The organism is Nonomuraea sp. NPDC050404, from assembly GCF_040655495.1.
Taxonomy (GTDB): Bacteria; Actinomycetota; Actinomycetes; order Streptosporangiales; family Streptosporangiaceae; genus Nonomuraea.
The window spans coordinates 59,649-82,242 of sequence record NZ_JBFAKB010000006.1 but is presented as its reverse complement, the minus strand read 5'-3'; the positions used below and the strand labels follow the sequence as shown (position 1 = coordinate 82,242).

The following is a 22,594-nucleotide window of genomic DNA, read 5'->3' as shown; positions in this document are numbered from 1 at the left end:
CTGCTGAGAGTGCTGCAGGAGGAGTTCGACAACTTGAGCCCCGAGCTCATGTTCCGCATGCGGGTCACCTGGGTCACACACTCCTACCTCGGCAACGCGGTCGGCGACGGTGTCGTCGGCGGAGCGGGCAGCGGCCTGGAGCCACAGGACGTCAAGCTCTTCGCCAGGCTGGAGGACCTGGCCCTGTTCGACCGTGGGCGGCGGCTCACCTGGTCGGATGAGGCTCTGGAGGGACTGCGCGTGGGGCTCAATGTCGAGCTGGCGTCCAGCACCGCCACCCCGTGCCGGATCCAGTCGGGGCAGGCACAGAACAGAACCATCGCGCAGTGGCAGGCCAACCGTGACGCCACCTTCATCATCGATGCCGACAAGAGCGGGATCCAGACGACCTCGGTCTGCACCATCAAGCCCATGTGGATCAGCATCGGCGACGTGTCCCTGAACGGCGCTGGCCGGCTGTGGTCACAGGAGTACCTCACCGAAAAAGGCCAGAAGATGGGCATCATCCGGGTGGGAGGCGGTCGTGCCACCGACAACTTCTACGCGCCGCACGTCCGCTGTGACTGGTTGACCGGCGGCCAGGAGGACGATCCGCAAAATGTCGTCCCCGACAACACGGGAGGTTGCGTCAACACGCGCGGGCACAAGGTATTCCGGATGTCCAAGTCCCGCGATGCCAGGTATCGGCAGGTGATCGACCACATCGAGACGGCGTTGAACACCACTGCCAACGCCAGGACGCACCCGGCCGTGCGACCGAACGACATGGAAGACCCACCGCTGCGGGATTGGACGGGCACCGAGCAGCCGAAGAAGATTCCCGGGAACTGGGCCGCGCCAGCCAACACCATCGCCGGGAATCCGCTGACGCGAGCGACGAAGGACGAGAAGGCGGACAATCGCGGCATCTTCAACCACAGTACCTTCACCGTGGACGGCCAGCAGTACACCAGAAACTACTGCAGGTACTACTATGAGGATCGATACAACGACCCAGGCTATATCAGATTGGTCGACCCGAAATACCAAGAGCTGCAATGCGATGAGTTTCCCTTCGCCTCAACTGCGCAGGGTGCGAATAGCGAATCCTACGATTATTCACTCAGAGCGCTCGGCAAACAGCACAACGGACTACAGGGCTCGGCCCTGAACTCCTTCTACACGAAATACCGGGTGGTGAATCCCGGAGACCCGTTCTGGGTCATGATCGATCCCTGATCTCCAGCGCGGAACCGGACGAATGACTCGCCGCTGCTCGACCGAGCGGCGGCGAGTCGCGTAACGAGAGGAACCAAGTGCCGAACGAAGCTCATCCACGTCCCGCCGAAGACCAATGGGGCCTCCTATCCTCGCACGGCTTCTCGGAGCGCTTCGCAGGCACCTGGGTGGAAGGAGACGACCCCGAGTCCGTGGCCCAGCAGCTTGGCGCCGACCTGGACAGCCGGCTGGTCTGCGATCTTCCGACCGCCATGCGGTGGTACGACCCGTACTCTCCTGAGGAGATCATCTGGGTAGGTCCGCACGCGCCCGGATGGTTGCACATCATCAGTCTCAGTGGCGGGCCCGTCGCCCCCTGTCCCATCAGCGGGAGCGGCCGCCGGCTGTTCTACCTGGAATACGACAACGGGGAAGGCGGAGTGCACGGCCTCTCCTACTGGCGTGACGGCCAGAATAGAGGTCAGTGCGGGCGCGACTCCAACTTCCTCGGAGAGCTGGAGCCGTTGCTCGGAGAGTACGACCTCGAATCGACCGCTACGGCCGGCTTCGCCGACGAGGAGGACGAACTCAACGACTACCTCCATCTGATCGGACTGGTCACCGGCCGCTACATCGACCACGAATGGTTCGGCACCTCCCGCACTCTCTACCGCATCCCGGACGAAACCTGAAGTCGACGGCGCCCCAACCCGACCGCTCCCCCTCGTCGCTGCTCGAAGCCTCGCCGCTGCTGTCGAGGACTTCGCCGTGCCCAGCGATGTAGACCGCGATCAGGTCGCCCTCGCGCCGGTCAGGCGATTTGCAGAACGCGCCCGCAGCTCCTCGGTCAGTTGGGCGTGCCGGAAGTGAGCGCCGTTTGGCCAGCGTGGCTACCGGACCTCTCGACCTGGGAGCGAGCCGTCGCCTGGATGGAAACCGAACGGCTCAATCTCCATGCCGTCGTCGACCATGCCGTGTCGCACGGCTGGTTTGAACACGCGGTTGCCATTCCCGCCGCGATGCTCGGCTTCCTCCGCGTCCACGGCCACTGGCACCAGGCCCTGCACGTTCATCGGGTCGCCCTTGTGGGGCTCATAAATAGGGTGCGGTGTTTGACCTGCCGGTTCTCGGGTGGTGTCAGCTGGCCATTGGATTAGCTGGCGATCCGGTACTCGTTGATGAGGCCGCCGAGGATGGCTGTGCGGTGTACTCGGTGGTCGGCCAGGTCGATGGGTGTTGCCGGTCCTGTTTCGGCTTGCGCTGGGGCCAACTGATCCATGCTTCGGTGAGGCCGGGCCGTGTTGTAGTGCTCCAGGTAGCGGATGAGGGTTCGGCGCAGATGCTGCTCGTTGGGGATGAGCATGCTGTCTAGGAGTTCGCGGCGTGGGGTGCCGATGAGTCTTTCGCAGTGTGCGTTCGCTTTCGGGGCCTGCGGTGGGCTCTTGAGGACGCGCAGGCCGGCGTCGGCGAAGACCGCGTCGAAGGGATCGGTGAACTGGCCGCCGCGGTCGCGGATCAGGAACTTCAGCTTCGTCATGTCGGTGCCGGTGTCGGTGTTCATCAGGAAGTTGCGGGCGGCCTGGGTGGTCCATGGGCCGGTGGGGTTGGTGGTGACGCCGAGCAGGTGGGCGCGGCGGCTGCTGTGTTCGAGCATGATCAGGGCGTATAGGCGTGTGAGGTTGATGGTGTCCACATGGAGGAAGTCGACGGCGACGATGTGCTCGGCCTGGGCTGTCAGGAACTGCTTCCATGTCGGTCCGTTGCGGCGCGGAGCGGGGTCGATCCCGGCCCGGTTGAGGATGTTCCACACGGTAGAGGCGGCGATCTTGTGGCCGATGCGGGTCAGTTCACCGTGGATGCGCCGGTGGCCCCACCTTGGGTTCTCTGCGGCCATGCGCAGGATGAGGGTCTTGACCGCGGCAGCGGTGGGTGGTCGTCCGGGGCGGCGACGGTTGCTGTAGTCCCACTTCTTGGCCACGAGTGTGCGGTGCCAGGCCAGCAACGTGGCCGGGGCTATCGGGAAGATTTCCGCCCATCGAGAGCGGGGTATCAGGTGTGAGAGCGCCGCGAACCACAGGCGATCGGCCGGCTCGTACCGCACCCGCGGGACCTGATGGCGCAGGACCGCGTTCTGATGCCGAAGCACCAGCAGTTCCGCCTCCTTGGAGACCTCGCGCCGTAGCAGCAGCGCAGGCAAAGACAACAGACGCCGGGTGACGGCGTACATCGTAGACAAGATCACGAAACATGGTCCCAGGTGGCCCGGACCAGCCATTCGGCGGCCCCTGAGCCCTTCCGCTCACTGGACGAAGGGCTCAGGGATGGCAGTGATTCGAGTTCTTGAGCCCCACAGGATGGGTCCAGGCGTCGCCATCGGCAGCGGCGCGCGGCGCGCCGGGCGCGGATCAGCGCTGCCAGGCGGATCAGGGTGTGATTGGACAGCGGAATCGCGGCACGGTATGACAGCAACGAGGCTCTCCGGTAGAGGCATCGGATCTTGGTCGACTGCTGTCTTACCGGGAGCCTCTTCTCATGTCCACCGGTCCCGGCGCCGTCCTTGCTGACCTGCGCGATCAGGTTGGAAAAGCCCCACTCTCGCCCATGCGGCCCGATTGCTGCGAAGCTGGCCAACTCGGCCGGCCGGTCGCTCACCGCGGCGAGCAACCTGCTCGTCATCCTCGACAACGCGCTCGACGCCGGCCAGGTGCGCCCGCTCATCCCGGCGGGCGCCGACTGCCGGGCCCTCGTCATCTCCCGCGACGCTCTGAGCACTCTCGACCGAGCCCGCCACCTGCATCCGGCCGGGCTCGGCAACCGCGATGCCGTCACGCTGCTGGCCAGGATCGCTGGTGGTACGGCCAGACCCTGCACGAGCTGGGCCGGCCCACCGAGGTGCGCAGGATCTGGCGGGACCGCTTCACGACTCTGCTGGAGGCGCGCCTCCTGACCCGCGCGGAGGTGGACGAACTGCTCGATCAGCCCGTCCCTGAGATGTCCGGGCCGATCGGGAACATGCTGTGACCTGCCTGAGCGTCAGCGGCCCGGGTGTACGTACTGGTTGTAGCGAGTCGTGGTGTTGACGCAGTGAAAGTCAGACTTTCTGTTGTAGACGCACAGCTCCAGGGTGACCGCCGATATGGACTGGGAGCGGGAGAGGGTGACGTTTCCGAAGTTGCTGCCCTTGTCGGCGCAGCCGTTGGTGTCCTTCTTCCAGGGGAGTGTGCGCCAGCTTCCGGTGGTGTGTTTGTATACGATCCGGGCCTTCACCGGAAGGTTGTCACCGGGACAGAGGTCGCGCACCTTGAGTTTCCGAAAGACGACCTTCGTCCGGCTGACGAAGTCGACGGTTACCTGGGCGTACCCGTCGCCGCCGCTCGGGCGGTTCGTACGGCCGGAAGACACTCCGTCCCTCGCCTGCGCCGGGCTTGCCACCAGCAGTCCACTCAATGTTGCGATGGCCAGCGCGGCGCTCAGAATATGGGTCTTCAACAGTCCTCCAGCAAGAGATGGCCTGACTGGCCCCGGACCCTAGGGAGGATCTGCCTGATGATCAACCTGCGTTCGAATGGTGAGACTCTCGGTGAGCCTCGGCGGGCGGCAGAGCGGTCGCCCTGCTCACCCAAGCCCTACGCCGAGACGTCTACGCTGCAGCCTGTCCAAGGCCGGCCACCTCTGCAAGGCCATCGCCGTCCTCCAGAATCACCGCGTCGCCCAGGCGGCCTGAGGATGAAAAAGGGTCACTGCAAAGACAGGCGCCCCCGGCAAAGGGGCTCCGCCCGAAGTCATCTCTCGATGCCGGATAGACCGGGCGTATTCCCGACGTATTCCACGCTGCTGCCGACGCGTGCAACGATCATTAATCCAGTCCGCCGATGATCACCATTATAGGCGGACGAGGAAGGGACGAAGATGGGGATCAGCAAGCGGGTGCCGGGAGTGCTGGCCGTACTCCTCTTATCCATGGGCGGACTACTGGCGCCGGTCCCGGTGCAGGCGGCGTCCGTCGCCGTGGTCGACGACGACCCCGGGGACCTCGACCCCGAGGCCGGTGGGACCGAGGACGGTCTCGCCGTGGACGCCGAGTCCTACGCCAAGGAGTTCGGGGTCACGACAGAGCAGGCGCGGGCCAGGCTCACGGCGCAGAACGACTTCGGCGCCCTGGTGGAGGAGATCGAAGCGGCCCATCCCGACACGTTCGCCGGATCGACGGTCGAACACGAGGGCGACTTCGGCCTGCGCGTCCGTTTCACCGGTGACACGGTCCCCGAGCAGGCCGCGCAGATCGTGAAGGGCGTGCCGGGGGTCACCCTCCAAGCGGGTGCGCGATACAGCCTCGCCCAAGCCGAGAAGATCATCGACTCGACGGGGAACACCCTCGACACGCACGGCGCGGTCGACGGCGTCTTCTACGACTCGACCAACGAGCGATTCGTGCTGGACATGGTCGGCGCGGCCACCGGCGACCGCTCGCGGGAGGAGGTGATCACCTCGCTGCGGGCGACGCTGCCCGCCTCCCTGCCCGCGGAGATCCGCTCCGCCGAGATCAGGCTCACGCCGCAGTCCGCCGGCGACGGCCAGCGGGGCGGACTGCGGATGGACACGTGCACCAGCGGATTCTCCGTCAGGAACGGCGCAGGTGAGAAAGGCATCCTCACCGCCGGGCACTGCGGCAACACGCAGCGGTACCGCCTCTACGGTTCCAGCACCTGGGTGACGACCTCCTTCCGGAGGCAGGAACGCAACGCCACCAGCGACGTGCAGTGGCACACCCGTCCCAACATGGTCGCCTACGCGAGGTTCCATGCTGCCAGCACCGAGGCGACGCGGCCGGTCACCGGGCGCGTGGTGCGGAGCGGCCAGAACGGCGACTACGTCTGTCACCGGGGGAAGTCCACCGGCTACAGCTGTGGCCGGGTCAGCACCATCTCCTACCGCCCGACCTGGCGCAACGCCTGCGACGGCCCCACCTGCGCGGCCACCTGGATCCGGGTGTCCGGTGCCAACCTGAAGTGCTACCCGGGTGACAGCGGGGGCCCCTGGTTCAACGCCAACCGGGCCTACGGCATCTACAAGGGCCAGTCGTCCACCGGAACCGGGACCGCCGGTTGCAACTGGGCCGTCTACATGGCGATCAACTACATCTCCAGCATCGACGTCTCTCTGCTGTACGCGTGACACCGCCGCCCCCGGGTAAGGTGCCTGCCGTGGCAGTTACCACCTCCATATGGCAATTCGCGCTCATTGTCGGGCTTCTCACCCTCATCCCGGGGCTGGACACCACCCTGATCCTCAGGACCGCGGCCTCGGACGCCACCGCAGCGCGTGGGGCGTGGTCCTGGGGATCCAGACCGGCACCCTGATGTGGGGTGCGCTCACCTCGCTCGGCGTGACGGCCCTGCTCACCGCCTCGCACATCGCGTACGAGGCGCTGCGCTGGGCCGGCGCGGCGTACCTGGTCTGGATGGGCGCCCGGATGCTGGCCGGCACCTTCCGCAGGAAGGCGGCCGACGGAGAGCCGGCCACCCCTATGGACGGCCACCCGGTCACCTCGGGAACGGACACGATGCTCCGCGGCTTCCGGCAGGGCCTGACGACGAACCTGCTCAACCCGAAGGTGGGCGTCTTCTACGTCGCCGTGCTGCCGCAGTTCATCCCGGCACAGACCAGCCATCTGGCGATGGGGATCCTGCTCGCCTCGGTGCACGTCGCGCTCGGGCTGCTCTGGTCGACGGCCCTGGTCGCCTTCGCCCGCGGACTGCGCGGATGGCTCCGTAAGGAGCGGGCCAGGCGGCTGCTGGACCGGGTCGCCGGGACCGTGATCGCCGCCTTCGGAATCCGGCTCGCGCTCGGAGACTAGGGCCCGGGTGCTGTCTACGCGGCCGTCCCCATCTTCGTGGAGCATCCCTCGCTACCAGGTCCCGTCGCTCGCTATCGCCAACCGTGGCTGGTCGGGCCGGGGTCGGTGGCCGCGTGCGGCAGCCGCCGGCCCGAGCCGTACGGCATCGGCAGCCAGTCGAAGCCGTGATCCGGTCCGACGAGATCGGCCGGCTCGATCAGCTTCGTCAGCTCCACCATCGCGGCGAGCGGCTTGGCCACGCGCCACGCGTTCCGCTCACGGTTCTGTAGCGGGGGACGTGCCCGGCGCGATGGACAGAGCGGAGGTTCACGGCCGAGCAACCGGTGGAGCAGCGTGCCGAGCGAACAGAACGCCGAGGAGAACAGCAGGTCGAGTACGGGGCCCGACGATGGGGCGCGTTCCACCGAGGAGGCCGAGGGCGTCGAGGCGGCCGGGGCAGTCGAGGTCGAGGAGCGGGCGCGGCTGGTCCGGGAGCACGCGCGTCGTGGAGCCCGTGCCTGGGTGGCCGGTTTCGCGCGTCGATCCGGCCGGGCCGCGGTACGGGCGGCGCCGCGCGTGGCGCTCGTCGGCCTGTGCGCGAGCATGCTCGCGCCGGTGGCCGTGGCGGGCCTGGAGCTGCCGCTGCTGGTCGCGGGCGCCGGTGCGGCCGGCTCGGTGGGCGCCAACCTGCTGAGCGAGGTGATCAGCAAGGCGCTGGTGGCGGCGCGCCGGCGGGGCGATGCGGAGCCGCTATCGGACTCGGCGGTGTCGCGGGAGCTGGCCCCGTTGCTGGAGGAAGCCCTACAGGCAGGCGACCAGCGGGCCCGCGACCTGGCGGCGACGATGTCGGGCCTCATGCACGAATCCGGCGTCGTGCGGATGGTGGTGGCCGAGGCGGTGGAGCGGGGCGACGAGCTGCTGCTGCAGGAGCTGGTCGCCGGCTTCGCCGAGCTCGGCGACCAGCTCGGCGAACGGTTCAGCGCCTTCATGCCGCTGCTGGAGCAGCTGGGGGCCGCCGCCGAGCGGATCGAGCGGCGGCTCTACCGGCAGGACGCGGAGCAGCGTCACGACCGCAATCGTGACGAGCGGCTGATGGCCATGGTGATGTCGTTGCGGGAGTCGGTGACGGTCGCCCTCAGGCACGTGGCCCCGCTCGAATGGGACCCCGACGGCGTGGGGCGCGAGCCGTGGACGGGCGAGTGCCCGTACCAGGGGCTGGTGCCGTACGGTGCGGAACAGGCCGGCGTGTTCTACGGGCGGGGACGGGCGACGGGGCGGCTCGCGGCGATGGTGGCCACGCGGGTGGAGCATCCGGGGCTGATCGTCGTGACCGGCGCCTCAGGAGCGGGGAAGTCCTCGCTGCTGCGGGCCGGGCTCCTGCCGGGGCTCGGCGCGGGACTCATCGCGTCGATGCAGTCCGTACGACAGTGGCCGTCCCTCATCCTCACCCCGTCGCAACAGCCGATGCGTGAACTGGCGACGGCCCTGGCCGTACCCTGCCGGGCCGATCCCGACGTGGTGCTGGCGGGCCTGTGGGACGACCCCGAGCACGCCGTACGACGGCTGCGCGAAGTCCTGCTGGCCGACGAGGCGCTGCGGAGAGAGGCCGGCGAGGCGCGGCGGTGCGCCTGCCGAAAATTCCATCCATGCAGTTCAAGCCGCATGTGAGTACTCGTGGAGGACGCCGCCGAGCCGGTCTCGTCGGCGTACGTTCAGGTTGATGATTCGCTCTGGATCCGTGATCGGATCGGGGACGGTGCGCAGCGGGGCTGCTTGGTTCAGGGCTTGATGGGCGCGGTGCTGGTTGTAGGTGCGACGTGATGTCGCATTGTGTGAGTGAGGTAGCCGATATGGAGGGTCGATTATGGTCGATGGTTAGCTCCGGGTGAGTGCTCAACGCCCGTCCCCGCTCCTGGCATGCGTCACTGGTGACGGTGGGGTGTGAAGCCCGGGAGAAAGCCCAAGGGCCGGTGTTCCATCCACGGGTTACAGGCCAGGGGAAGACCGGAGGGGCGAATGAAGTGAACTCTCGTAAGCCTCGTCAGGCACAACTTCGGAGGATGGGATGTTTCGCCGGAGGACAGGACCGGCCGTCTGGGATGGCGGCAGTGATGGCCGAAGTCTACAAGTCGGTCATGGGAGCACCACGGTCCCGGGGTATAAGAGGGCGCCCGAGCCCGGTCGTATCTCACCAATGCGGAACATGGGAACCCCGTCAGGTCCGGTGGAGATGACCAGCCACCGGTAGGCCAACCGTGAGGGACGCGGAGATCCGTGGCGGGAACAGGACGGCCAAGAAGCGAATGGCGGTACGCCGAAAGGTGACAGGAAACGTGGACGAGTATGACCGTGCCCTCCAGACACGGAGGTCCGCTATAACTGGCCGCATACCAGATCAGGAGTGTCTGGGCCCGAAAGGGAGCTGACGTGAGCCGGGTGGCCCTTTGCAGAGTCTGAGCCAAGGAAACGCTGGAACCGTATGGGCAAGTTAGGCGCCACGACAGGGGAGGTGAGGACCACTACGGTGGCCGATCTCACTGGGCCCGTCGTGGTGAACGGACCACAGGAACTGCTCGACTGGGACGCCATAGATTGGCGTCATCAGGAGAGGCAGGTACAGCGTCTACGGCAACGGATCTTCAAGGCGGCGCAGGCAGCGGACTTCAAACAGGTCCGCAACCTTCAGAAACTGATGTTGCGTAGTCGGGCGAACACGCTGGTCAGCGTGCGTCAGGTGACCGAGCGCAACACCGGACGTCATACCGCCGGCATCGACGGGCGGGTGGCGTTGACGTCCCCCGGCCGGGCCGGCCTGGCGATGCACCTGCATCACCGGGCCAAGGCCCATCAGGTGCTGCCGGTGAGACGGGTGTACATCCCCAAGAAGGACGGGAAACGCCCGCTCGGGATCCCGTGCATCGCCGATCGCGCCCAGCAGAACAGGGTGCGTAACGCGTTGGAACCCGAATGGGAGGCGCGGCTGGACCCGAAGCAGTATGGGTTCCGGCCGGGCCGCGGATGCCACGATGCGATCGAAATGATCCATAAAGCTATCGCGGCGCCAAACGCGAAACGCGACTGGGTTCTCGACGCCGACCTGAAATCCGCGTTCGACAGAATCGACCATAACTTCCTTCTCAAGCAGCTCGAAGGGTTCCCCGCCAGGGAACAGATCCGGGCCTGGCTGAAAGCAGGAGTGGTCGATCGGGGCCGGTATTCTCCCACCGATGAGGGAACCCCGCAAGGTGGAGTCCTCTCGCCGCTGCTTTTGAATATCGCATTGCAGGGAATGGAAGAAGCCGCCGGGGTCAGATACGATTCCCGCGGCCATGTGAAACCCGGATGCCCGACCGTCATCACCTACGCCGACGATTTCGTGGCCCTGTGTCACAGCCGCGAACAGGCGCAGGACGTGGCGCAACGGCTCGGTGCGTGGCTGAAGACCAGAGGGCTGTCGCTGAACCCGGCCAAGACGCGAATTTCTCGTGTGGCGGACGGGTTCGACTTTCTGGCCTTCACGATCCGCCGGTTCCAGGTCCATGGTGGAACAAAGACACTGACCAAACCCAGCCGCGACGCGATGAAAAGGATACGGCGGAGAAACGCCGAAGAGTTACGCACCTTACGCGGCGCCAGCCCGGCCGAAGTGATCCGGATCATGAATCCGATCATCAAGGGACAGGCGAACTACTACCGAACCGGTGCGTCCAAGAAGGCCTACAAAGCCTTGGACCACCACCTGTGGAGGCGCCTGTACATGTGGGCACGCCGCAGGCACTCCCGCAAGAGTCGAACCTGGGTGAGCGCCCGATACTTCGGAGCGTTCTGCCCCACCAGGAGTGACCGGTGGGTCTTCGGCGACCACGACAGCGGCGCCTGGCTCCACCGCTACGCCTGGACAACAATCGTCCGGCACGTCCCGGTCACCGGCAGGAACTCACCCGATGACCCCGCCCTGGCCCAGTACTGGGCCAGGGCGGCGACGTCGACACCGCCCCCCGCAGTTGGCGCCGTCCGTGGAACGCCTTTTGCGTTACCAGAACGGGCAATGCCCGCTGTGCGGGGAACTGCTGTTGCACACCGACCGACCGCCGGATTCCCCCCGCCAGTGGGAAACCTGGTACGCCGGTCTCCGCAAGGCGATGACCCACCAGGCCATCACCCCGCACGACAGCACCCGGACGACCACCCGCCTCGTACACGCCCACTGCGCCCGCCGCGACCACGACGACGTGCGCACGACCCGGACCAGCATGTGAAGGCGCCAGCACCGCCCATGCGGGCTGCTTGAGCCGTGTGCTCGGACGACGGGCAAGCACGGTTCTTAGGGGGCGGGAGCGCAGCAATGCTCTCCCGCTACCCGACAAGCCTTCGTATTCGCGGAGGGCGTGCCGCAGGTGGTGTTCGTTCCAGAGCAGGCAGCGGTCGAGAAGCTCGTGTCGGCAGGACTGCACCCATCGCTCCATGATCGAGTTCATTCGCGGCATCCGGGTGCCGGTGAGCACGGTCTTGATGCCGGCCTCGGCGAGGATCTCGTCCATGAGGGCTGGGAACTTCCCGTCCCGATCTCGGATCAGAAAGCGCGCCCGGCAGTCCGCATCGTTTAGATCCATCACGAGATTCCTGATCGCTTGGATGACCCAGCTCGCGCTCGGGTGCGCGGTGGTGCCGAGCACACGGACGCGCCTGGTGGCGTGCTCGATGACGGTCAGGATGTACTGGCGCTGCCCGTTCAGGGTGATGGTCTCGATGAAATCGGCGGCCAGCAGGGCGTCGGCTTGGGAGCGCAGGAAGTCGGCCCAGGTGGTGGAAGCCCGTTCGGGCGCCGGATCGAGACCTTCCTGTTTGAGGATCTCCCACACTGTGGACGGAGCGACCTTGATGCCGAGCGTGGTGAGTTCACCATGCACCCGCCGATAGCCCCAGCTCGGGTTCTCCCGAACCAGGCGCAGGATAAGAGCGCGGATGGAGTGGACCGTGGGCGGGCGCCCCCGTCGCTTCGGTCGGCAGGTACGGGCATGACGCCGTCTCATCAGATCGCGGTGCCAGCGCAGCACGGTATCCGGTTGGATGAGCAGCCGCAGCCGGCGCAGGACCTTGCGGGGCAGCGGGGTCAGGAGCGCGGACAGGAAGGCTCGGTCTTCGGGTGCGAATCGCACTTGGGCGTCGGCGCTGAGTTGGCGTTCAAGGACGGTGATCTGGTGACGCAGGGCGAGGATCTCCATGTCCTTGTCTCGATCGCCCATGGGCAGCAACCGCAGCGCGGCGAAAGTGTTCGTGACGGTCAGGTAGGCCAGGCGAAGGAGCACAGCCGATCATCCTGCCGTACGCGCTCCCGTCTCCCGAGGGACCCGGAGCTCGCGTACTCCACACAAGGCCCTCGCAGGACCACGACCTGGGCGGATGTAATTATCGGCAGGCACAGAGCTGGTCACCCACCCGCGCCGGCCGATCGGTGCCGCCGGCCTGCTGACCGCGGCCGAGCGCGAGCAGCTGCGGGAGTGGAACGACACGGCGCACCCGCTGCCCGCCGCCACCCTCCCCGAGCTGGTGCGGCGGCAGGACCCGGAGGCGATCGCGGTCATCGCCGGCGGCGAGAGGATCTCCTACGGTGAGCTGAACCGGCGCGCCAACCGGCTGGCGCACTGGCTCATCGCCCGCAGCGCGGGGCCGGAAGAGCGGGTGGCGCTGGTCCTGCCGCGCTCGGCCGAGCTGGTCGTGGCGATCCTCGCGGTGCTCAAGACCGGCGCCGCGTACGTGCCGGTGGATCCCGGCTACCCGGCCGCGCGCCGCGAGTTCATGCTCGCCGACGCCGCCCCTGTGCTGGTCCTGGACGCGGTGGTGGACACCGGCGGGCTGCCGGACACCGACCCGCCGGCCGGCCACGCCGGCGGCTGCGCGTACGTCATGTACACCTCGGGCTCGACCGGCGTCCCCAAGGGCGTGCAGGTCACCCACGCGGACGTCGTGGCGCTCGCCCTCGACCGGTGCTGGAAGCAGGGCCACGAACGGGTGCTGCTGCACTCGCCGCAGGTGTTCGACGCGTCCACGTACGAGCTGTGGGCGCCGCTGCTGCACGGCGGCGCCGTGGTGGTCGCCCCCGACGACTCCCGCGACGTCGAGGCGCTGCTGCGCACCGTCGGGGAGCAGGAGGTGACGGCGCTGTGGCTGACCGCCGGCCTGTTCGCCGTGGTCGCCGAGCACCACGCGGCGGCGCTCGCCGGCGTGCGGCACGTGTGGACAGGCGGCGACGTGGTCTCACCCGCCGCGGTGGAACGGGTGCGCGCCGCCGTCCCCGGCATCAGCGTCGTCAACGGCTACGGGCCGACGGAGACCACCACGTTCGCCGCCCGGCACCCGGTGACGGGGCCGGTCGGCGCGGTGGTGCCGATCGGGCGGCCGATGGACAACATGCGCCTGTCGGTGCGCGACGAGCGGCTGCGCGAGGTGCCGCCCGGCGTCATCGGCGAGCTGTACGTGGCGGGCGCGGGCGTGGCGCGCGGTTACCTCGGCCGCCCGGTGCTGACCGCGGAACGGTTCGTGGCCGACCCTGACGGCCGCGGCGGCCGGATGTACCGCACCGGCGACCTGGCCCGGTGGACCGCCCGCGGCGAGCTGGAGTTCCACGGCAGGGCCGACGACCAGATCAAGGTGCGCGGCTTCCGCATCGAACCGGCCGAGATCGAGGCCACGCTGCGGGAGCTGCCCGGCGTCACCGATGCCGTGGTGACCTCCCGCGGCGGCCGGGTGGTGGCGTACGTGACCGGCGACGCCGGCGGCGCCCGCGAATTTGCCGCGCGACGGCTGCCCGAGTACATGGTGCCCGCCGCCGTGGTGACCCTGCCCGAGCTGCCGCTCACCGCGCACGGCAAGGTCGACCGGCGCGCTCTGCCCGACCCGGAGCTGACCGGCTCTGGCTGCGGTCCCAGCACCCCCCGCGAGGAGATGCTGTGCGAGCTGTTCGCCGAGGTGCTGCGGGTGCCCAGGGTCGGTGTCGACGACAACTTCTTCGACCTCGGCGGCCACTCGCTGCTGGCCACGCGGATGATCGACCGGATCCGCACGGTGCTCGGCGCGGAGGTGCCGATCCGCGCCCTGTTCGAGGAACCGACCGTGGCCGGGCTGGCCCGGCAGCTCGACACCGACGTACGGGAGGACCCGTTCGGGGTGCTGCTGCCGCTGCGCCCGCACGGCAGCAGGGCCCCGCTGTTCTGCGTCCACCCGGCGGGCGGGCTCAGCTGGCCGTACGCCGGTCTGCTGCGGCACCTCGACGCCGACGTCCCGGTCTACGGCCTGCAGGCGCGCGGCCTGTCCGGCGGTGAGCGGCCGGCCGGCTCGCTCGAGGAGATGGTGGAGGACTACCTGGCCCAGATCCGCGGCGTGCAGCCGGACGGGCCCTATCACCTGCTCGGCTGGTCGTTCGGCGGCATCGCGGTGCACGCCCTCGCGGCCCGGCTGGAGGAGCTGGGCGAACGGGTGGCGACGCTGGTCATCGTGGACTCCGCCCCGGCCCGCCCGCTGCCGGCCGAGGCCGAGGAACAGTTCGCCGCGCTGGAACTGGACAACATCTACCGGGGCATGCTCGAGGCGTTCGACGTGGCCGCCCCGGAGAGCGACGAGGCGCTCACCTACGACGAGGTGATGCGGCTGCTGCGCCAGGCCGGCAACACCGCCCTGGCCGGGGTGGACGAGGCCCGGGCGATGCGCACCATGGAACTGCTGCGCAACAACGTGGCGATCGCCGGCCGGTACACCCACCGCCGGGTCGGCGCCGACCTGCTGCTGTTCACCGCGACCGGCAACGGCGAATACGTGATCTCACCGGACATGTGGGCCGGCCACGTCGACGGCCACATCGAGACCCATCAGATCGACGCCATGCATCACCAGATGATGCAACCCGGCCCGCTGCGGGAGCTGGGCCCGATCCTCGCGGAACGGATCCGGCGATCCGGGGGCGAACCCCTCATTGGAAAGGACGACCTGCGATGACGAACCCGTTCGAGGACCCCGACGGCCGCTACCTCGTGCTGGTCAACGACGAGAACCAGCACTCACTGTGGCCCGTCTTCGCCGACGTGCCCGACGGCTGGACCGTGGCGCACGAGGAGGACTCCCGGGAGGCGTGCCTGGAGTACATCGAGAAGAACTGGACCGACATGCGCCCGCTGAGCCTGATCAAGGCGATGGAGGGCGACGGATCCTGAGCAGGCCGCGGCGCGCGGGCTTCCCCCTGGCCCCGCGCCGCGCAGCCGAAGTCAATTGAGGTTGACGCCCGGTGCGTCGTCAACATAGGATGACGATATGGAGGCCGACCGCATTGCCGTACTGGCACAGGCCGTGAGCGGCGACGACCCCGTCGCCTCGCTCGCCGCCCTGGCCGAGTTGCGCCGCGAGATGGAGCGGCGGGAGGCGGTGCTGGTGCGTCGCGCCCGCACCCAGGGCCGCACGTGGACCGAGATCGCCGCGGTGCTGGGCATCTCCAAGCAGGCGGTGCACAAGAAACACGGCGGCAGCGGCCTGTTCCGCAATCAGAAGTAGACAGCTCAGTGCACACCAGGCGCCGGCCGTACAGGCCCGGCGTCCGATGCCTGCCGCCCGGAAACGCCCGGGCGGCAGGACGAAGGGGGCGATGATGGCGGTGCCATCGGTGACGCGAGAGGCTCTCGCGGTCGCGGTGACGGCCAACCTGCCGGTCATATTGTGGGGCGCGCCGGGCACCGGCAAGACGTCCGCGGTCGCGGCGCTCGGCGCCGCGGCCGGCCTGCCGGTCGAAGTGGTGGTCGGCTCGATCAGGGAACCCAGCGACTTCTCCGGGCTGCCGGTGCTGCGCGACAACGGCACCTGGTTCGCCCCGCCGCGATGGGCGGAACGGCTCGCCGCCGAGGGCAACGGCCTGCTCTTCCTCGACGAGCTGACCACCGCCCCGCCGGCCGTGCAGGCCGCCATGCTGCGCGTGGTGCTGGAGCGCGCGGTGGGCGACCTGGTGCTGCCGGAGGCGGTACGCATCGTCGCCGCCGCCAACCCGCCCGACCAGGCCGCCGACGGCTGGGACCTGTCCGCGCCGCTGGCCAACCGGCTGATCCACCTGAACTGGCAGATCAGCGCCGAGGACGTCGCCGAGGGCTTCGCCAGCGGCTTCGAGACCCCGGAGTTCGACCTGAAGGACACCGCCGGCCCGGCCGCGGTCGCCGGAGCCCGCGCGCTGGTCGGCGCGTTCCTGCGGGTACGGCCCGAGCTCGTGCTCGCGGTCCCCGACAGCACCGACCGGGCCGGTCGCGGCTGGCCCAGCCCGCGCAGCTGGGAGATGGCGGCCCGCGCGCTCGCGGCGTGCGACCACGTACACGCCGAGGAAGCGGTACTCGCCGAGCTGGTGCTCGGCGCGGTCGGCGAGGCCGCCGGGTTCGAGCTGCTGTCCTGGCGCCGCAACCTGGACCTGCCCGACCCGGCCACCCTGCTCGCCGACCCCAACGCCCGCCTGCCGGAGCGGCTCGACCGGCTCCACGCACTGCTCGGCGCGGTGGTGTCGCACGTACGGGCGGACGGCACCACAGCCACCTGGGAACAGGCCTGGACGGTCGTCGCCCGCGTCGCGAAGACCGCACCCGACGTCGCCGCCACCGCGGCCCGCTCGCTCGCCAAGTCCCGGCCCGAAGGGGCGACCCTGCCCAAGACGATGCTGGAACTCGCCCCGGTGCTGCGGGCGGCAGGGCTGCTGCGATGACCACCACCGGGCCGGGCGGCACGACGCCTGCCGACGAGGCGGTGCTCCGGCGCGTTGCCGCCGCCCGGCTGTGGGCGGCGCACCAGGCGCCGTACCTGGCCTCGGCGGTGTTCGCGCTGCGTCCGGTGATCCTCGAGGCGGCGATCGGCGACGACGACGACGCCGGCGAGCCGGTCGCCGACCCCGACTTCCGGGCGTTCCCGGCGGACACCCGCTGGAACCTGCACGTCGAGCCGGGCACCGCGCTGGCCACCCCGATCGAGGAGATCGGCTGGTGGATGCTGCACCAGGTCGGCCATCTGGTGCGCGGCCACGCGGGCCGCTCACCGGTACGGCCAGGACCCGGCGAGCAGGTGAGCCACGCCGCCGGCACGATCCGCGACGAGGCGGCCCACCGCTGGAACCAGGCCGCCGACGCCGAGATCAACGACGACCTGGAGGCCGAGGAACTGCACGGACCCGCCGGGGTGGTGTCACCGGCCGAGCTGGGCCTGCCGGTCAACCGCACCGCCGAGGAGTACCTGCCGATGCTGGACGTGCTGGCCGACGCCCTCGGCCGCGGCGGCAAGGCTCTCGCCGAGTCGATCGACTGCGGCAGCGCGGTGGACGGCGTGGACCGCACGTACGAGGACAGCGGCTCCGGCGACGGCCTCACCACGCTCGACCGGGAACTCCTCGAACGCAGCATCGCGGCCGGCATCCAGGACCGGATCAGCGCCCGCAGTGAGGTCCCGTCCGGGTGGCGGCGCTGGGCCGAGGAACGCCTGCGCCCCTCGGTCAACTGGCGGGCCCGCCTCGGCGCGCTGATCCGGCGCGGCATGAGCACCGTGGCCGGGCAGGTCGACTTCAGCTACCACAAGCCGTCGCGGCGGGCAGGGGCTTACGACGGCATCATCCCTCCGTCGATGGTGCGGCCGGTGCCCGACACGGTGCTGGTCATCGACACCTCCGGCAGCGTCACCAACGAGCTGCTGCGGCGGCTGCTGGCCGAGGTGACCGGCATCATCGACGGGGTCGCCGGGCCCGCCCGCCGGCTGCGGGCCTTCTGCTGCGACGTCGCCCCGCACCCCGTACAGGTGGTGCGCCGGGCGAGTGACATCGAACTGGTCGGCGGCGGCGGCACCGACATGCGGGCCGGCGTGGACGCCGCGCTGGCGCTGCGGCCCCGGCCCGACCTGGTGATCGTGCTGACCGACGGCGAGACCCCGTGGCCCGAGCAGCGGCCCCCCGCGCACGTGGTGGTCTGCCTCATCGGCGACGGCGGGCACGCACCCGACTGGGCCTCCGTGGCGCGCATCCCGGCCGATGCGCTGTCGGGGGCGAGGGGGAGAGGAGAGTCATGACGACGGCTGACTTCGCCGACGAGCCGCGCCCCGAGCCGCTGCACGAGTGGCAGCAGCACGGGTTCTCCGTGGCAGAGGCGCGGCAGTGGATCGACGACGGGTTCACCGTCGCCGACGCGAAGCGGTGGCGCAAATCAGGTGTCTACACGGCGGCGGACGCCCGGCCGTGGCGCACCGCGGGCGCCACCCCGTACACGGTGGACCTGTGGCTGCGGGCCGGCATGACCCCGCGCGACGCGGTGCGCTGGCGCGAGCTCGGCTACTCGCCCGGGGAGGCCGCCGACAGGCATCTCGCCGGCGAGCGCCCGCACCCGCGCGGCTGGCTGTGGCGGCTGCTGCACCGCGGCGAGCAGCCGGGCGCGGCGTTCGCCGACGAGAAGCGGTCCAGCAGCATGCGGGAACTGCTCCGGGCCGGCATCCCGGCAGACCGGGCCCGCGGGTACGTCGAGGCCGGCTGGGCCGGCGCCGACGCGCTGGAGTGGGCCAAGCGGTCCGTCGAGCCCGGCCAGGCCCGCGTCTTCCAGGCGCTGGGCCTGTCCGCCAGGGAGGCCGGCCGGATCCTCGCCGGAGGCGGCGACGCGATCGCGCTGATGACGGACTTCTGGCGCGCCGGGGTGCCGATCGACGAGGTCGCGGCGTGGAGCGGCGCCGGCTTCACGGCCGCCGAGGCGGCCCGGATGCGGGCCGAGGGCACCGACGTCGAGCAGGCCCAGGTGCTGCGCGCACTGACAGAGGGCGACGAGCCCCGATCGACAGGAGGGGGCGCATGAGCCCGGCAGAACTCGCGATCCGCGCCGAGCAACTCCGCAAGACCTTCGGCGAGACCACCGCCCTGGACGGGCTCGACCTCGAGGTGCCGGCCGGCATGGTGTACGGCCTGCTCGGCCCGAACGGCGCCGGCAAGACCACCGCGGTCCGCATCTTCGCGACCCTGACCCGGCCCGACGGCGGCCACGCCGAGGTGGCCGGCTTCGACGTGACCCGCCACTCCGACGAGGTCCGCTACCGGATCGGCCTGAGCGGCCAGTTCGCCGCGATCGACGACGCGCTCACCGGCCGGCAGAACCTCGAGATGTTCGGCCGGCTGTTCCACCTGGACGCGGCCTCGGCCCGCCGCCGCGCGGGGGAGCTGCTCGAGCAGTTCGCCCTCACCGAGGCGGCGGGCAAACCGGCCAGGACGTACTCCGGCGGGATGAAGCGCCGGCTCGACCTGGCGGCCGGCCTGATCCTCGCGCCGCAGGTGCTGTTCCTGGACGAGCCGACCACCGGGCTCGACCCGCGCAACCGCAACGAGGTGTGGGCGGCGATCAGGCAGCTCGCCGACGGCGGCTCCACCGTGCTGCTGACCACCCAGTACCTGGAGGAGGCCGACCGGCTGGCCGGCCGGATCGCGGTGATCGACTCCGGCCGGGTCGTCGCCGAGGGCACACCCGCCGAGCTGAAGGGCCGGCTCGGCGGCGACAGGATCGACGTGGTGCTGCCGGGCCCGGAACGGCTGGCCGAGGCGGCCGCGCTGGTCGCCCGGGTGACCGGGACGGAGCCGGACATCGACGCGACGGTGCTGCGGGTGAGCGCGCCCGTGCAGCGGCGGATGGCCGCCCTGACCGACCTGGTACGCGCGCTGTCCGACGCCGACCTCGAGGTCGAGGACATCGCGCTGCGCCGGCCCACTCTGGACGAGGTCTTCCTGCGGCTGACCAGCCGCCGACACGACGAGGTGAGCGAGTGACCCTCTCCATGCCGTCACGGCCGCGCAACGCCGCCGAGCGACTGCGCTGGGAACTGTCCGACGGCCTCACCATCGGCCGCCGCTATCTGACGCACTGGGTCGCCGAGCCAGGGCGGATCGTCGCCAGCCTGGTCTTCCCCGGGATGATGGTGCTGCTGTTCGGATACGTCTTCGGCAGCGCGATGGTGGTGCCGGGCGGTGGCGACTACCGCGAGTTCCTGATGCCCGGCCTGTTCGTGATGACCATGGCGATGGGCATCGCGACGACCGTGACCGCGGTGACGGCCGACGCGGCGCGCGGCATCACCGACCGGTTCCGCTCCCTGCCGATGGCCCGCTCGGCGGTGGTCACCGGCCGGTGCCTGGCCGACATGGTCAACTCGGTGGTCGACCTGGTCGTGCTGATCGCTTGCGGGCTGCTGGTCGGCTGGCGGTGGCACGGCAGCCTCATCGACGCGGCCGCGGCGGTGGGCCTGTTGCTGCTGCTGCGGTTCGCGCTGGTCTGGGTCGGCATCTATCTCGGGCTGATCCTGCCGAGCCCCGAGTCGGTCGCGGTCGTCCTGGCGCCGGTCTACCCGCTGACCATGATCTCCAACACCTTCGTGTCGCCGCAGCAACTGCCGGACTGGCTGGGCGCGATCGCCGCGTGGAACCCGTTGTCGTCCACGGTGAGCGCGACCCGCCAGCTGTTCGGCAATCCGGGGGCGGCGGGCGACACTTCCTGGATCGCCGAGCACGCCACGCTGATGGCCGTGGTATGGCCGCTCGTGCTGGTCGTGATCTTTGTTCCGCTCGCGATTCGGCGGTACCGCGGGCTCAGCGATTGACCAAATGTCCGAAAAAGGGGGGTCCATAGTAGATTAGGGGGTGAAAAAGCTGACATTCATGTTGATCGAAAGGGTTGTCCTCGGTTAGGCTGGAACTGCATATGAGAGAGGCCGGGATAATCGCCTGACAGGGCGGTGGCGAACCGGCTCAGCTGCGGTTCTTACCGGCCGAGGGATAGTGGGAATGCTTCCGTCTGCCCTGGAACAAGCCGTATACGGAATTCATACCACATATGCCCTGCATATGGCGGACAAGCATGAGATATTCACCGCGCTGATTGATGGCGCGGCGACCACAGAAGAGATCGCGAAATCTCTCGGGCTGGACGCGGAAACGCTCCGGCGCCTGCTGATCCTGTTATGTGCCGCAGGGCTCGTGGAAAGGCGCCAGAATGGCGCGTACGCCGTTCCCCACGAGATTGTTCCCTTTGTCGACCGGCGTAGCCGTAAATATATCGGCGGTTTCGTGACGCACATGGTCACCGGCGCCGCCGGGCGCATGCCGGTGCTGGGCGACCACCTCCGGCACGGCAAGGCGGCGGCCGATCCCGCGGATGCCGACCCGTTCGCCCGCATCTACGCCGACGAGTCTGCGCCTGCCGATAATTCCATCCGTGCAGGTCAAGCGGCATGTGAGTATTCGTGGAGGACGCCGCCGTCAGCGCCAGTTGCATGTGGGGGCGCGTGGGGGCGACGTGGGTCAGGGACCGATGAGACTCGGCTCGCCATCCCGCGAGGACGACCTGCACTTGCGGGTGGCTGGCCTCGGCGAGGAAGCGGGTGGTGGCCAAGTTCCGGGCCGGTGTCCCTGAAGTCTGGGTTGAGGGTGGTACGGCGTTCCTCGGTCGGTCGTGTGGAAGGCGTGGGCGGCTGGCGATACCGTGGGTGCTTAACAGGTTGGAGGTCGCCGGTGTCCACACCGCACTACGATGGCGAGGCGCTGATTCCTCGTCCACCGCTGACAACGGCTGCTCTGCGGGCTGCGGTGGCTCAGATAGCGCCCGCCTACCTTGGCCAGTTCGTCGACCATCTCGACCAGGCAACCGAGCAGGCCGCGCGGCAAAGCACCGTGGCGCCGTTGCAAGGGTTCCTGGCTCAATGGGGCGAGTTCGTCGCGATCCACCGCCATCCCGCCAGAGCCGCGCGCATGCAAGAGCTAGAGCGGCAGGTGGCGGAGGCCACGGATCGGGAGACGTTGAAAGCGGTCATGGCGGACATCAGAGAACTGACCGACGCAGCGCGCCGTGACGCCGCCGGTGAGTGACGCCTGGACTTGGGAGTACGACCCGGACGACGAGCACGTTGCTGCAGGGCTGCCCATTATGGTCATCGCGGAGGTGGAGCGGCTCGCTGGACAACTCGCGATCCTTGGACGGGACGCGGCCGGCGCAGGCCGAGGCCCCCTGTACGGGGGAGGGCTACGAACGCTCGATCTGTTTGGTGGGCGGGGTTTCCTCCACTTCATCGTCGCCGATCACCTACGCCTTGTGCTCATCGTGCGCATCACCTGGCTGGATGAATGAAGGCAGTTCCGACGCCTGACAACGTCAGGACAGCAGAACCTCAGCCTCGGTACAGCCGAACAGCGATAAGCGATAAGCATGGTCGTGGCCGGCTGTGCGCCTGCCGAAAATTCCATCCATGCAGGTCAAGCCGCTTGTGAGTATTCGTGGAGGACGCCGCCGAGCCGGTCGCTTCGGCGTACATTCAGGTCGATGATTCGTTCTGGATCCATGATCGGATCGGGGACGGTGCGCAGCGGGCTTCAATGGACATCGTCCGCACCGGGCCTTGCAGCAGGCCAGCGCCTGCAGGGGCGTTGACCTCAGAGGAGGCGTACAGGCCGTAGGTGCCCTTACCCGGTCGAGAACGACCACGAATAGGGGTCGGCGGCGTTTCCCTCCTCATCCGTTGCCTGACGTATTTCGAGGAAGGCTC

The 22,594-nt window shown here is 69.0% G+C and carries 22 protein-coding genes and 2 pseudogenes; 18 read left to right on the top strand and 6 right to left on the bottom strand.

Annotation, left to right across the window (positions count from 1 at the left end; all coding sequences use genetic code 11):
* Positions 1 to 9: 9 nt before the first annotated feature.
* Together AB0I81_RS17555 and AB0I81_RS17550 are read left to right on the top strand one after the other, a co-directional pair.
* Positions 10 to 1,218, top strand: coding sequence for a hypothetical protein (locus tag AB0I81_RS17555; protein ID WP_360657407.1), 1,209 nt, complete (start codon positions 10 to 12; stop codon positions 1,216 to 1,218).
* A gap of 191 nt (positions 1,219 to 1,409) precedes the next feature.
* Entirely contained in the window at positions 1,410 to 1,889 is a 480-nt protein-coding gene (locus AB0I81_RS17550) for a hypothetical protein (protein WP_360657404.1), read from the top strand.
* Positions 1,890 to 2,087: 198 nt separating this feature from the next.
* Here the strand turns inward: AB0I81_RS17550 and AB0I81_RS17545 are convergent, their stop codons facing one another.
* The 3 genes and pseudogenes from AB0I81_RS17545 to AB0I81_RS17535 all read right to left on the bottom strand — a co-directional run.
* The gene (locus AB0I81_RS17545; RefSeq protein ID WP_360657401.1) at positions 2,088 to 2,270 is read right to left on the bottom strand and encodes a hypothetical protein; all 183 of its coding nucleotides are present in this window, start codon (positions 2,268 to 2,270) and stop codon (positions 2,088 to 2,090) included.
* Positions 2,271 to 2,350: 80 nt separating this feature from the next.
* Positions 2,351 to 3,424 carry an integrase core domain-containing protein gene (locus tag AB0I81_RS17540; RefSeq protein ID WP_360657398.1) on the bottom strand — a complete coding sequence of 358 codons (1,074 nt, stop codon included), beginning with the start codon at positions 3,422 to 3,424 and terminating at the stop codon, positions 2,351 to 2,353.
* A 125-nt stretch (positions 3,425 to 3,549) separates the two neighbouring features.
* Positions 3,550 to 3,666: pseudogene (locus tag AB0I81_RS17535) on the bottom strand (IS5/IS1182 family transposase); the annotation flags it as partial.
* A 109-nt stretch (positions 3,667 to 3,775) separates the two neighbouring features.
* Between AB0I81_RS17535 and AB0I81_RS17530 the strand changes: the two are divergent.
* Together AB0I81_RS17530 and AB0I81_RS17525 are read left to right on the top strand one after the other, a co-directional pair.
* Positions 3,776 to 4,144, top strand: coding sequence for a hypothetical protein (locus AB0I81_RS17530; protein ID WP_360658628.1), 369 nt, complete (start codon positions 3,776 to 3,778; stop codon positions 4,142 to 4,144).
* Positions 4,090 to 4,218, top strand: coding sequence for a hypothetical protein (locus AB0I81_RS17525; protein WP_360657395.1), 129 nt, complete (start codon positions 4,090 to 4,092; stop codon positions 4,216 to 4,218). The genes AB0I81_RS17530 and AB0I81_RS17525 overlap by 55 nt, the downstream gene beginning before the upstream one ends.
* 12 nt (positions 4,219 to 4,230) lie before the next feature.
* Here the strand turns inward: AB0I81_RS17525 and AB0I81_RS17520 are convergent, their stop codons facing one another.
* On the bottom strand, positions 4,231 to 4,686 hold the full coding sequence (locus tag AB0I81_RS17520) for a hypothetical protein (RefSeq protein ID WP_360657392.1): 456 nt from the start codon (positions 4,684 to 4,686) through the stop codon (positions 4,231 to 4,233).
* 420 nt (positions 4,687 to 5,106) lie between these two features.
* On the opposite strand from AB0I81_RS17520, the gene AB0I81_RS17515 reads away from it, so the two are divergent.
* Both AB0I81_RS17515 and AB0I81_RS17510 read left to right on the top strand, forming a co-directional pair.
* Complete coding sequence (locus AB0I81_RS17515) at positions 5,107 to 6,372, top strand: S1 family peptidase (protein WP_355047060.1); 1,266 nt, start codon at positions 5,107 to 5,109, stop codon at positions 6,370 to 6,372.
* A gap of 154 nt (positions 6,373 to 6,526) precedes the next feature.
* Positions 6,527 to 7,054, top strand: coding sequence for a LysE family translocator (locus tag AB0I81_RS17510; RefSeq protein WP_360657388.1), 528 nt, complete (start codon positions 6,527 to 6,529; stop codon positions 7,052 to 7,054).
* Positions 7,055 to 7,125: 71 nt separating this feature from the next.
* Here AB0I81_RS17510 and AB0I81_RS17505 read toward each other — a convergent pair whose 3' ends face one another.
* Entirely contained in the window at positions 7,126 to 7,293 is a 168-nt protein-coding gene (locus AB0I81_RS17505; RefSeq protein ID WP_360657385.1) for a hypothetical protein, read from the bottom strand.
* A 94-nt stretch (positions 7,294 to 7,387) separates the two neighbouring features.
* Between AB0I81_RS17505 and AB0I81_RS17500 the strand changes: the two genes are divergently transcribed.
* Complete coding sequence (locus AB0I81_RS17500; RefSeq protein ID WP_360657382.1) at positions 7,388 to 8,701, top strand: hypothetical protein; 1,314 nt, start codon at positions 7,388 to 7,390, stop codon at positions 8,699 to 8,701.
* An 811-nt stretch (positions 8,702 to 9,512) separates the two neighbouring features.
* Positions 9,513 to 10,838 (top strand): annotated as a pseudogene (gene ltrA / locus AB0I81_RS17495) (group II intron reverse transcriptase/maturase); the annotation flags it as partial.
* 118 nt (positions 10,839 to 10,956) lie between these two features.
* On the opposite strand, the gene AB0I81_RS17490 reads toward ltrA, so the two are convergent.
* A complete protein-coding gene (locus AB0I81_RS17490; RefSeq protein WP_360658626.1) occupies positions 10,957 to 12,342 on the bottom strand; it encodes a hypothetical protein in 1,386 nt (461 codons plus the stop codon).
* Positions 12,343 to 12,583: 241 nt separating this feature from the next.
* Here AB0I81_RS17490 and AB0I81_RS17485 point away from each other — a divergent pair, with 241 nt between their 5' ends.
* The 10 genes from AB0I81_RS17485 (at position 12,584) to AB0I81_RS17440 (ending at position 22,179) form a co-directional block, all read left to right on the top strand.
* Positions 12,584 to 15,025 carry an amino acid adenylation domain-containing protein gene (locus AB0I81_RS17485; RefSeq protein ID WP_360657379.1) on the top strand — a complete coding sequence of 814 codons (2,442 nt, stop codon included), beginning with the start codon at positions 12,584 to 12,586 and terminating at the stop codon, positions 15,023 to 15,025.
* The gene (locus AB0I81_RS17480) at positions 15,022 to 15,240 is read left to right on the top strand and encodes an MbtH family protein (RefSeq protein ID WP_360657376.1); all 219 of its coding nucleotides are present in this window, start codon (positions 15,022 to 15,024) and stop codon (positions 15,238 to 15,240) included. Before AB0I81_RS17485 ends, AB0I81_RS17480 begins: the two co-directional genes overlap by 4 nt.
* Positions 15,241 to 15,337: 97 nt before the next feature.
* The gene (locus tag AB0I81_RS17475) at positions 15,338 to 15,574 is read left to right on the top strand and encodes a hypothetical protein (RefSeq protein ID WP_360657373.1); all 237 of its coding nucleotides are present in this window, start codon (positions 15,338 to 15,340) and stop codon (positions 15,572 to 15,574) included.
* Between the two features lie 109 nt (positions 15,575 to 15,683).
* Complete coding sequence (locus tag AB0I81_RS17470) at positions 15,684 to 16,757, top strand: AAA family ATPase (RefSeq protein ID WP_360657370.1); 1,074 nt, start codon at positions 15,684 to 15,686, stop codon at positions 16,755 to 16,757.
* Positions 16,754 to 18,100 (top strand): VWA-like domain-containing protein, encoded by a 1,347-nt coding sequence (locus tag AB0I81_RS17465; protein ID WP_360657368.1) that lies wholly within the window; start codon positions 16,754 to 16,756, stop codon positions 18,098 to 18,100. Before AB0I81_RS17470 ends, AB0I81_RS17465 begins: the two co-directional genes overlap by 4 nt.
* Entirely contained in the window at positions 18,097 to 18,870 is a 774-nt protein-coding gene (locus tag AB0I81_RS17460; RefSeq protein WP_360657365.1) for a hypothetical protein, read from the top strand. The genes AB0I81_RS17465 and AB0I81_RS17460 overlap by 4 nt, the downstream gene beginning before the upstream one ends.
* Complete coding sequence (locus tag AB0I81_RS17455) at positions 18,867 to 19,829, top strand: ATP-binding cassette domain-containing protein (protein ID WP_360657362.1); 963 nt, start codon at positions 18,867 to 18,869, stop codon at positions 19,827 to 19,829. Before AB0I81_RS17460 ends, AB0I81_RS17455 begins: the two co-directional genes overlap by 4 nt.
* 8 nt (positions 19,830 to 19,837) lie before the next feature.
* Positions 19,838 to 20,656, top strand: coding sequence for an ABC transporter permease (locus tag AB0I81_RS17450; protein WP_360658597.1), 819 nt, complete (start codon positions 19,838 to 19,840; stop codon positions 20,654 to 20,656).
* Positions 20,657 to 21,566: 910 nt separating this feature from the next.
* Positions 21,567 to 21,920, top strand: coding sequence for a hypothetical protein (locus AB0I81_RS17445; RefSeq protein WP_360657359.1), 354 nt, complete (start codon positions 21,567 to 21,569; stop codon positions 21,918 to 21,920).
* Positions 21,901 to 22,179, top strand: a complete 279-nt coding sequence (locus AB0I81_RS17440; RefSeq protein ID WP_360657356.1) for a hypothetical protein — start codon at positions 21,901 to 21,903, stop codon at positions 22,177 to 22,179. Before AB0I81_RS17445 ends, AB0I81_RS17440 begins: the two co-directional genes overlap by 20 nt.
* Positions 22,180 to 22,594 lie beyond the last annotated feature (415 nt).

Coding starts and splice junctions, on each gene's coding strand:
- AB0I81_RS17545 (WP_360657401.1), bottom strand. CDS start 2,270: ATGAACGTGCAGGGCCTGGTGCCAGTGGCCGTGGACGCGGAGGAAGCC.
- AB0I81_RS17540 (WP_360657398.1), bottom strand. CDS start 3,424: ATGTACGCCGTCACCCGGCGTCTGTTGTCTTTGCCTGCGCTGCTGCTA.
- AB0I81_RS17515 (WP_355047060.1), top strand. CDS start 5,107: ATGGGGATCAGCAAGCGGGTGCCGGGAGTGCTGGCCGTACTCCTCTTA.
- AB0I81_RS17480 (WP_360657376.1), top strand. CDS start 15,022: ATGACGAACCCGTTCGAGGACCCCGACGGCCGCTACCTCGTGCTGGTC.
- AB0I81_RS17475 (WP_360657373.1), top strand. CDS start 15,338: ATGGAGGCCGACCGCATTGCCGTACTGGCACAGGCCGTGAGCGGCGAC.
- AB0I81_RS17465 (WP_360657368.1), top strand. CDS start 16,754: ATGACCACCACCGGGCCGGGCGGCACGACGCCTGCCGACGAGGCGGTG.
- AB0I81_RS17460 (WP_360657365.1), top strand. CDS start 18,097: ATGACGACGGCTGACTTCGCCGACGAGCCGCGCCCCGAGCCGCTGCAC.
- AB0I81_RS17455 (WP_360657362.1), top strand. CDS start 18,867: ATGAGCCCGGCAGAACTCGCGATCCGCGCCGAGCAACTCCGCAAGACC.
- AB0I81_RS17450 (WP_360658597.1), top strand. CDS start 19,838: ATGCCGTCACGGCCGCGCAACGCCGCCGAGCGACTGCGCTGGGAACTG.